8 protein-coding genes are annotated in these 8,527 nt (G+C 72.4%); 3 read left to right on the forward strand and 5 right to left on the reverse strand.

Translation table 11 applies throughout. The features are described 5' to 3' along the window. The first annotated feature begins 514 nt into the window (after window positions 1-514). Entirely contained in the window at window positions 515-1,717 is a 1,203-nt protein-coding gene (locus HLK59_RS45605; RefSeq protein WP_171147569.1) for an amino acid deaminase/aldolase, read from the forward strand. Window position 1,718: 1 nt separating this feature from the next. Here the strand turns inward: HLK59_RS45605 and HLK59_RS45610 are convergent, their stop codons facing one another. Genes HLK59_RS45610 through HLK59_RS45625 form a run of 4 tightly spaced genes read right to left on the reverse strand, consistent with a single transcriptional unit; the run spans window position 1,719 to window position 6,205 of the window. Further along, a complete protein-coding gene (locus HLK59_RS45610) occupies window positions 1,719-2,648 on the reverse strand; it encodes a DUF2510 domain-containing protein (protein WP_171147576.1) in 930 nt (309 codons plus the stop codon). Window positions 2,649-2,676: 28 nt separating this feature from the next. Next, window positions 2,677-3,468, reverse strand: a complete 792-nt coding sequence (locus HLK59_RS45615; RefSeq protein WP_171147570.1) for a 3-oxoacyl-ACP reductase — start codon at window positions 3,466-3,468, stop codon at window positions 2,677-2,679. Continuing rightward, the gene (locus HLK59_RS45620; RefSeq protein WP_171147571.1) at window positions 3,465-4,838 is read right to left on the reverse strand and encodes an aldehyde dehydrogenase family protein; all 1,374 of its coding nucleotides are present in this window, start codon (window positions 4,836-4,838) and stop codon (window positions 3,465-3,467) included. The genes HLK59_RS45615 and HLK59_RS45620 overlap by 4 nt, the downstream gene beginning before the upstream one ends. Before the next feature lie 8 nt (window positions 4,839-4,846). Continuing rightward, window positions 4,847-6,205, reverse strand: a complete 1,359-nt coding sequence (locus tag HLK59_RS45625; RefSeq protein WP_171147572.1) for a glutamine synthetase family protein — start codon at window positions 6,203-6,205, stop codon at window positions 4,847-4,849. Between the two features lie 94 nt (window positions 6,206-6,299). Between HLK59_RS45625 and HLK59_RS45630 the strand changes: the two genes are divergently transcribed. Then, complete coding sequence (locus HLK59_RS45630) at window positions 6,300-7,034, forward strand: FCD domain-containing protein (RefSeq protein ID WP_171147573.1); 735 nt, start codon at window positions 6,300-6,302, stop codon at window positions 7,032-7,034. Between the two features lie 94 nt (window positions 7,035-7,128). Next, window positions 7,129-7,815 carry a gamma-glutamyl-gamma-aminobutyrate hydrolase family protein gene (locus HLK59_RS45635; RefSeq protein ID WP_171147574.1) on the forward strand — a complete coding sequence of 229 codons (687 nt, stop codon included), beginning with the start codon at window positions 7,129-7,131 and terminating at the stop codon, window positions 7,813-7,815. A 14-nt stretch (window positions 7,816-7,829) separates the two neighbouring features. On the opposite strand, the gene HLK59_RS45640 is transcribed toward HLK59_RS45635, so the two are convergent. Further along, a complete protein-coding gene (locus HLK59_RS45640) occupies window positions 7,830-8,471 on the reverse strand; it encodes a phosphotransferase (RefSeq protein ID WP_346779971.1) in 642 nt (213 codons plus the stop codon). Between the last annotated feature and the right edge of the window lie 56 nt (window positions 8,472-8,527).

Raw genomic sequence — 8,527 nt, forward strand, 5'->3', positions numbered from 1 at the left:
AGCCGGTTCCGCGGGTACCGCACGCGGGCCCTGCCGCTCTCCCCTGCCGTCCGCCCCGGTCGCCGGTCGCGTGCCCAGCATCGGGGGCACAGCGGCGTCGGTCGGCCGCGTACCAGGCGCCTGGGCCGGTGGCCGTTCCTCGGTGGTGCCCGGGGTGTGCCCGGGCTCCTAGCGGTCCGTGTCCTCGGGACCCGGCGTCGGAGGGTCCGTGGGGCGCGGGGGTGTCGTGGGGCGCGGGGGGATGGAGGCGTGCCGCGCTTCCGTGCTCATGCGCCCCCCCGTTTCCCTTGTGCCCGGGTCCGTCGTCGTGCCCGGTGCGAACAAGCCCGCCCGGCACACGCATACCCGCACGGACGGAGCGGCATCCCCCGACTTCGGGCCCCTGCCGTCCTCATATGCGTGCGCGTCACTCTACGGGTTGTCCCCGGTCGGACGGGAACCAGTCCACGAGCCCGGGGCTTTAGCCCGGATCGTCCCCCTACCCTGCGGTAATCCTGTCTGGCAGGCTTCGTTCATGACTGCGCGCGCCGCCGACCGGGCCCGTTACGACCGGGCCACCGCCCACCTCGACGCCCCTGTGGCGATCGTGGATCTGGACGCCTTCGACACCAACGCGGACGATCTCGTCCGCCGGGCCGGCGGCAAGCCGATCCGTGTGGCCAGCAAGTCCGTGCGGTGCCGGGCGCTGCTCGAACGCGTCCTCGCCAAGGACGGCTTCGCCGGCCTCATGTCGTTCACCCTCGCCGAGTCCCTGTGGCTGGCACGTTCCGGCTTCGACGACATCCTGCTCGCCTACCCCTCCGCGGACAGCGCCGGCTACGCCGAGCTGGCCTCGGACCCCAAGCTCGCCGCCGCCGTGGCCGTCATGGTCGACGACGTCACACAGCTCGATCTCATCGACCGCTCCCGGGACGGCGGACGTGAAGTCGTCCGCGTCTGCCTGGAGTTGGACACCTCCCTCAGGCTCCTCGGCGGCCGGGTACGGGTGGGCGCCCGGCGCTCTCCGCTGCACTCCCCCGCCCAGGTCGCCGACCTCGCCCGCGCGGTCGCCCGGCGGCCCGGGTTCAAGGTCGTCGGGATCATGGCGTACGAGGGTCATATCGCCGGTGTGGGCGACTCCGTCGCCGGGCATCCGTTCCGGTCCCGTGCCGTGCGGCTGATGCAGGCCACCGCCCGCAAGGAACTCGCCGAGCGGCGGGCCGAGGTGGTGCGGGCCGTCCGGGCCGTCGTTCCCGACCTGGAGTTCGTCAACGGCGGCGGTACCGGCAGCGTCCAGACCACCGCCGCCGAGGACGCCGTCACGGAGATCGGGGCCGGCTCGGGGCTGTACGTGCCGCGGCTCTTCGACAACTACACGTCGTTCAGCGGGCGTCCGGCCGCGCTCTTCGCCCAGCCCGTCGTACGGCGGCCGGGCGTCGGTGTCGTCACGGTGCTCGGAGGTGGCTATCCGGCCTCCGGTGCGCCCGGTCCCGACCGGCTCCCCGTGCCCTATCTGCCCGAGGGGCTGAAGTACGACCCGCAGGAGGGGCCCGGCGAGGTGCAGACGCCGCTGCTCGGCTCCCCCGCCGACGACCTCCTCCTCGGGGACAAGGTGTGGTTCCGGCACGCGAAGGCCGGGGAGCTGTGCGAGCGGTTCGACGTACTGCATCTGATCGAGGGCGACACCGTCACCGCGACCGTCCCGACGTACCGGGGCGAGGGCCGGACGTTCCTGTAGGTCAGTCCGTCGGGCCGATGCTGCTGCCCACGCCGCCGCCGTTCGCGTCGCCGCCGGACCGGATGCCCTTGGTGATCCGGTCCATGTCGGCGAGCGGCGGCCCGTCCTCGCCGGCGTCGAAGACGTAGCGCACGACGACCGGGGACTCGGTGCCGACGCTGGACTGGAAGGCGAGGGACTGGACGTAACCGCCGGGCCCCTCGGCCGTCTTGACGCGCCAGCGGACGTAGTACCCGGCGCGGCCCGCGACCGCGACCGGACCCGACTTCACGAGTTCGTGCGACTCGATGCCGCCGAAGGGCCGCTTGCCGACGAGGTCGCGGTCGTAGGCGTCGTCGGCCGCGTCGGAGATGTCGGCCTTGGCGAGGGCCTCGGGGGACGTCTCGTCGTTCGAGGTCACCGTGCGGGAGATGACGAGACCGTGCCGGCACACGCCGGGGTCGCCGGGGCAGTCGTAGGTGCCGTCGGTGGACATGAGGACGTCGTCGTCGACGATGTACTGCGGTCGTACCCAGCCGTCGAGCAGCGGCACGGTGATGCCGTTGAGCTGGTCCTCGACGACGGCCGGGTCGTCGGCGGAGGGCTCGGTGGTGGCGTCCGACGGTGTGGGCGCGGGCGTCCCGCTCGTCGGGGCGAAGGTGGGCGTGATGGACTCGGTCACGGTCGTGTCGTCCTCGGCGCCGTCGTCCTCGCGCAGGACGAGCGCTCCCGTCACGATCGACGCGACCAGCACCACCCCGGCCGTGATGAGGGCGACAGCCTTCGCGCGCCCCGGGGCCTCGCCGCCCGGCGGCCGTCCTGGGACCGGCGGCACCGGCGGCGGGCCCGCGGGTGCGGGCTCGCGCCGGTGCTCGGTCCAGGCCGTACCGTCCCACCAGCGCTCCAGGTGCGGATGCGCGGGGTCGCGGTACCAGCCGGGCGGGGGCGTCATGCTCATCCCGGCACTCTAGGCGGCGGGCCTACAGCGGGGTGACGTAAGCCCCCGAGATCCCGCCGTCGACCAGGAAGTCGCTGGCGTTCACGAACGAGGAGTCGTCGCTGGCCAGGAAGGCGACGGCGGCGGCGATCTCGTCGGCCTCGGCGAAGCGGCCGAGCGGGATGTGGACGAGGCGGCGGGCGGCGCGCTCGGGGTCCTTGGCGAACAGCTCCTGGAGGAGCGGGGTGTTGACCGGCCCGGGGCACAGGGCGTTCACCCTGATCCCCTCCCGCGCGAACTGCACGCCCAGTTCACGGGACATGGCGAGGACCCCGCCCTTGGACGCGGTGTAGGAGATCTGGGACGTGGCCGCGCCCATCCTCGCCACGAAGGACGCCGTGTTGATGATGGAGCCCTTGCCCTGCCGCCGCATGTAGGGGATCGCGGCCTTGCAGCACAGGTAGACGGAGGTCAGGTTGACCTCCTGGACGCGCTTCCAGGCCTCCAGTCCCGTCTCCAGGATGGAGTCGTCGTCGGGCGGGGAGATGCCCGCGTTGTTGAAGGCGATGTCGACGCTGCCGTAGGTGTCGAAGGCCGTCTTGAAGAGCGCCTCGACCTGGTCGGCGTCGGTGACGTCGACCTTCACGAAGATCCCGCCGACGTCCTCGGCGGCCGCCTTGCCGCGCTGCTCGTCGACGTCGCCGCAGACGATGTGCGCGCCCTCGGAGGCGAGCCGGCGGGCGGTGGCGAGGCCGATGCCGCTGCCCGCCCCGGTGATGACGGCGGTACGGCCGACGAGGCGGCGGCAGACGATTTCCTCGGTGGATGCGGTCACTGTGCGGGGCCCTCCGTGCTGATGAAGACGTTCTTGGTTTCGGTGAAGGCGGCCAGGGCGTCCGGGCCGAGCTCGCGGCCGACGCCGGACTGCTTGTAGCCGCCGAAGGGGGTCCAGTAGCGGACGCTGGAGTGGGAGTTGACGGACAGGTTGCCGGCCCGGACCGCCTGGGAGACCCGGAGCGCGCGGCCGACGTCCCGGGTCCAGATGGAGCCGGAGAGGCCGTACGGGGTGTCGTTGGCGAGGCGGATCGCGTCCTGCTCGTCGGTGAAGGGCAGGAGTACCGCGACCGGGCCGAAGATCTCCTCGCGGGCCGCCGGGGAGTCGTGCCGCTCCCCCGTGAGGACGGTCGGCGCGAACCAGAAGCCGGGCCCCTCGGGGGCGCTGCCGCGCAGGGCCGGGGCGTCGTCCGGCACGAACGACCGGACGCGGTCCAGCTGCTGACGGGAGATCAGCGGGCCCATCTGGGTCTTCTCGTCGGCCGGGTCGCCCACGACGACGGCGGACAGCGCGTCGGCGAGCAGCTCGCGGACCTCGTCGTACACGGACTCCTGGACCAGGACACGGGTGCGGGCGCAGCAGTCCTGGCCGGAGTTGTCGAGGAAGGAGAAGGGGTCGACGGCGGTCCTGAGGTCGGCGTCCGCGAAGACGATGTTCGGGCTCTTTCCGCCGAGTTCGAGGGTGACCGGCTTGACCTGTTCGGCGGCGAGCGCCATGACGCGCTTGCCGACCCGCGTGGAGCCGGTGAAGACGATCTTGGCGATGCCGGGATGCCGTACGAGGGACTCGCCCGCGATGTCGCCGCGTCCCGGCAGTACCTGGAAGAGGTGTTCCGGGAGCCCTGCTTCCAGGGCGAGTTCGGCGAGGCGCAGCGCGGTCAGCGGGGTGGTCTCGGCGGGCTTGAGGATCACGGCGTTGCCCGCGGCGAGGGCGGGGGCCGTGCCCCAGGCCGCGATCGGCATGGGGAAGTTCCAGGGCGCGATCACCGCGACGACGCCCAGCGGTTCCAGGAGGGTGACGTCGAGGCCGCCGGGGACGGGGATCTGCCGGCCGGTGAGCCGCTCCACTCCGCCGGCGGCGTAGTCGAGGAGGTCACGGACGTTGCCCGCCTCCCAGCGGGCGTTGCCGATGGTGTGGCCGGCCTCGCGCACTTCCGCCCGGGCGAGTTCCTCGACGTGTTCGTCGACGACGGCGGCGAAGCGGCGCAGCAGCCTGGCCCGGTCGGCGGGCGCGACGGCGGCCCACGCGCGCTGTGCGCGCTCGGCCCGCCGGACGGCGTCGTCCACGTCCTGCTCGGCGGCGCCCGCGACGGTGGCGATGACCTCCTCCGTCGCGGGGTTGAGGACGTCCAGTTCGTACTGTTGCGACAAGAGATGCCTCACAGGCGTTCGAAGGAGCGGCGCAGCTCCCAGTCGGTCACCGCGGCGTCGAAGGCGTCCAGCTCGACGCGCGCCATGTTGCGGTAGTGGGCCACGACCTCGTCGCCGAAGGCGGCCTTGGCGATGGGGCTGTTCTCCCAGAGCTCGGCGGCCTCCCGCAGCGTGGTGGGGACGTGGGCGTACTCGGCGGTGTAGGCGTTGCCGGCGCAGGCCTCGGGCAGTTCCAGCTTCTGCTCGATGCCGTACAGGCCCGCGGCGACCAGTCCGGCGACCGCCAGGTGGGGGTTGACGTCGCCGCCGGGCAGCCGGTTCTCGAAGCGCATCGAGCGGCCGTGGCCGACGACCCGCAGGGCGCAGGTGCGGTTGTCGTGGCCCCAGGCGACGGCGGTCGGGGCGAAGGAGCCGGGCTGGAAGCGCTTGTAGGAGTTGATGTTGGGGGCGTAGAGCAGGGAGAAGTCGCGCAGGGCCGCCAGCTGTCCGGCGAGGAAGTGCCGCATGACCTCGGACATACCGCCGTTGCCGGCCATCACGTTGTTGCCGGCGGTGTCGGCGAGCGAGAGGTGGATGTGGCAGGAGTTGCCCTCGCGCTCGTTGTACTTGGCCATGAAGGTGAGCGAGACGCCCTCCTGGGCGGCGATCTCCTTGGCGCCGGTCTTGTAGATGGCGTGCTGGTCGCAGGTGACGAGGGCCTCGTCGTACTTGAAGGCGATCTCGTGCTGCCCGGGGTTGCACTCGCCCTTGGCGGACTCGACGGTGAGCCCGGCGGCGGCCATCTCGTTGCGGATGCGGCGGAGCAGCGGCTCGATACGACCGGTGCCGAGGACCGAGTAGTCGATGTTGTACTGGTTCGCCGGGGTCAGGCCCTTGTAGCCGGCGTCCCAGGCCTGCTCGTAGCTGTCCTTGAAGACGATGAACTCCAGCTCGGTGCCGACCATGGCGGTGTAGCCGAGTTCGGCGAGGCGTTCCAGCTGGCGGCGGAGGATCTGGCGGGGGGCGGCGACCACGGGTGAGCCGTTGTCCCAGGCGAGGTCGGCGACGAGCATGGCGGTGCCGGCGTTCCAGGGGACGCGGCGGAGGGTGGAGAGGTCGGGGTGCATGGCGAAGTCGCCGTATCCGCGGTCCCACGACGACATCGCGTACCCGTCGACCGTGTTCATCTCGGTGTCGACGGCGAGGAGGTAGTTGCAGCCCTCGGTGCCGTGGTGGAGCACTTCGTCGAGGAAGAAACGGGCGGCGAACCGCTTGCCCTGGAGCCGCCCTTGCATGTCGGGGAAGGCCAGGACGACAGTGTCGATCTCACCGCCGGCGACGAGGGCGTGCAGCTCCTCGACGCTCAGCGGGGGTGTGCGGTCTGCCACGGGAGAGCTCCTTCGGCTTCTGCGCTTTTTTCGGCCGGGCCGGAAGCCATAAGGTATTGCCGAGAACCATTGCTTGGGAAGGGGGTACGACGGGATGTCGCTGGATCCGGAGGGCGATCTGGAGGACCGGTTGACGCCGGTGCTGCGGCCGGTACGGGCGGGCAACGGCTTCGAGGAGGCGTTGGAGCAGATCCTGCAGGTCGTACGGCTCGGTCTGGTGCCGGGGGGCGAGCGGCTGCCGGCCGAGCGGGAGCTGGCGGAGCGGCTCGGGATCAGCCGGGTGACGCTGCGCGAGGTGCTGAAGGTGCTCCAGGACCAGGGCCTGGTGGAGTCGCGGCGCGGGCGGTACGGCGGGACGTTCGTGCTGCCGAGGTCGGACGCCGGGGGCGAGGACGAGCTGCGGCGGCGGATCTCCGAGGTCGACATCGAGGACGTGCTGCGCTTCCGTGAGGTCCTGGAGGTGGGGGCGGCGGGTCTGTGCGCGGCGCACGGGCTGGCCGAGGACCAGGCGGAGCGGCTGCGCGAGGCGCTGGCCCGCACGCAGGACGCTCCGCTGGCGGACTACCGGCGCCTGGACACGATGCTGCATCTGACGCTGGCGGAGCTGTGCGGGTCGCCGTCGCTGACCGCGCAGTACGCGGCGGTCCGGGCCACGGTGAACGACCTGCTGGACTGCATCCCGCTCCTCGTCCGCAACCTGGAGCACTCGCAACGCCAGCACACCGCGCTGGTGGAGGCGGTCCTCGACGGGGACGCGGACGGGGCGCGGGAGATGATGCGGGAGCACTGCGGGGGGACGGCGGCGCTGCTCAGGGGGTTCCTGGCGTGAGGGCCACGGACCTTGTCCTTGAGGGCTGCTCTGGACAAAGGTATGGAGACAATCCTTTGCAGGAAGACCATCCTTTGCGGGACCGGGAGGGCGCATGGCGGGCAGGCCGCTGATCGGCATCAGTACGTATCTGGAGGCCGGGGCGCGCTGGGGGGTGTGGGAGCTGGCGGCGGCATTGCTGCCCGTCGGGTATCCGCGGCTCGTGCAGCGGGCGGGCGGGCTGGCCGCGATGCTGCCGCCGGACGCGCCCGAGCATGCCGCCGGGGCCGTGGCGCGCCTCGACGGGCTGGTGATCGCGGGGGGTCCTGACGTCGAGCCGGTGCACTACGGTGCCGAGCGCGAGGCGCGTACCGGGCCGCCCGCGCGGGAGCGCGACGCGTGGGAGCTCGCCCTCATCGACGCCGCGCTCGCCGCCGGTGTCCCGCTGCTCGGGATCTGCCGGGGCATGCAGCTGCTGAACGTCGCCCTCGGGGGGACGCTCGTCCAGCACATCGAGGGGCATGCGGAGGTGGTCGGCGTCTTCGGGTGGCACACGGTGAAGCCGGTGCCGGGCACGTTGTACGCCGGTGCGGTCCCCGAGGAGACGGCCGTGCCGACCTACCACCACCAGGCCGTGGACCGCCTGGGCACCGGCCTCCTCACCTCGGCCCACGCACCGGACGGAACGGTGGAGGCGGTGGAACTGCCGTCCGCCGACTGGGTGTTGGGCGTGCAGTGGCATCCGGAGATGGGTGAGGACCTGCGGGTGGTACGGGCGTTGGTGGAGGCCGCGGGCGGCTGAGCCCGAGCCGGGGGTCATTCGGTCCGGGCTCTCAGCCACAGCGACGCCGCCTCGCCCTGGGCGCGTTGGAAGGCCCGGATCGTGGGGATGCCCGGGGGCGGGGGCTGGAGCGAGTGGTGGACGAAGAAGCCCGCGAGGCCCGCGAGGGCTGCGGTGACGGCGTCCGGTTCGGCGGTGCGGCCCAGCGGGTGCGTGGTGAAGAGCTCCTCCGGGTCCGGGCCGCCCTGGGCCCTCACGCACGGGAGCATGACGAGCAGGTCGAGCCATGCGGCGCCGCGCAGGACGTGCGGCCAGTCGACGAAGACGACGCGGTCGTCGTCGGTGAGCAGGATGTTGTCGGCGCGCAGGTCGCCGTGGGCGAGGGTGTCTCCGGAGACGGCCTCGGAGCAGGCCGCGGCGAGGTCGGCGAGGCGCGGAAGGCGGGCGGCGGCCCAGGGGTCGAGGTCCGGGTGGGTCTCCTCCAGGAGCCGCCGCCAGCCGTTGTACGTGCCGACGGCGGACTCGGCGGCCGAGGGCGCGTCGGGCACGGGCGACGGGGTGAGGGTGTGGGCCAGGTCGGTCACCGCGTCGAGGACCCGTCTCAACTCCGGCTCCCGCCACGGGACATGGGGCTGGCGGCCCGACACGTCCTCAAGGACCCTGTCTCTTATCCCCATCAGCACATGCCCGCACACAGGAAAATGTACACTCCGGTGGGTGGCGGCCCGAAACA

The organism is Streptomyces sp. S3(2020), assembly GCF_013044505.1.
Lineage (GTDB): Bacteria > Actinomycetota > Actinomycetes > Streptomycetales > Streptomycetaceae > Streptomyces.

Excerpts from the sequence above, each read along its gene's own strand:
- HLK59_RS45605 (WP_171147569.1), top strand. The coding sequence starts at position 515 with ATGACTGCGCGCGCCGCCGACCGGGCCCGTTACGACCGGGCCACCGCC.
- HLK59_RS45610 (WP_171147576.1), bottom strand. The coding sequence starts at position 2,648 with ATGACGCCCCCGCCCGGCTGGTACCGCGACCCCGCGCATCCGCACCTG.
- HLK59_RS45630 (WP_171147573.1), top strand. The coding sequence starts at position 6,300 with ATGTCGCTGGATCCGGAGGGCGATCTGGAGGACCGGTTGACGCCGGTG.
- HLK59_RS45635 (WP_171147574.1), top strand. The coding sequence starts at position 7,129 with ATGGCGGGCAGGCCGCTGATCGGCATCAGTACGTATCTGGAGGCCGGG.
- HLK59_RS45640 (WP_346779971.1), bottom strand. The coding sequence starts at position 8,471 with ATGGGGATAAGAGACAGGGTCCTTGAGGACGTGTCGGGCCGCCAGCCC.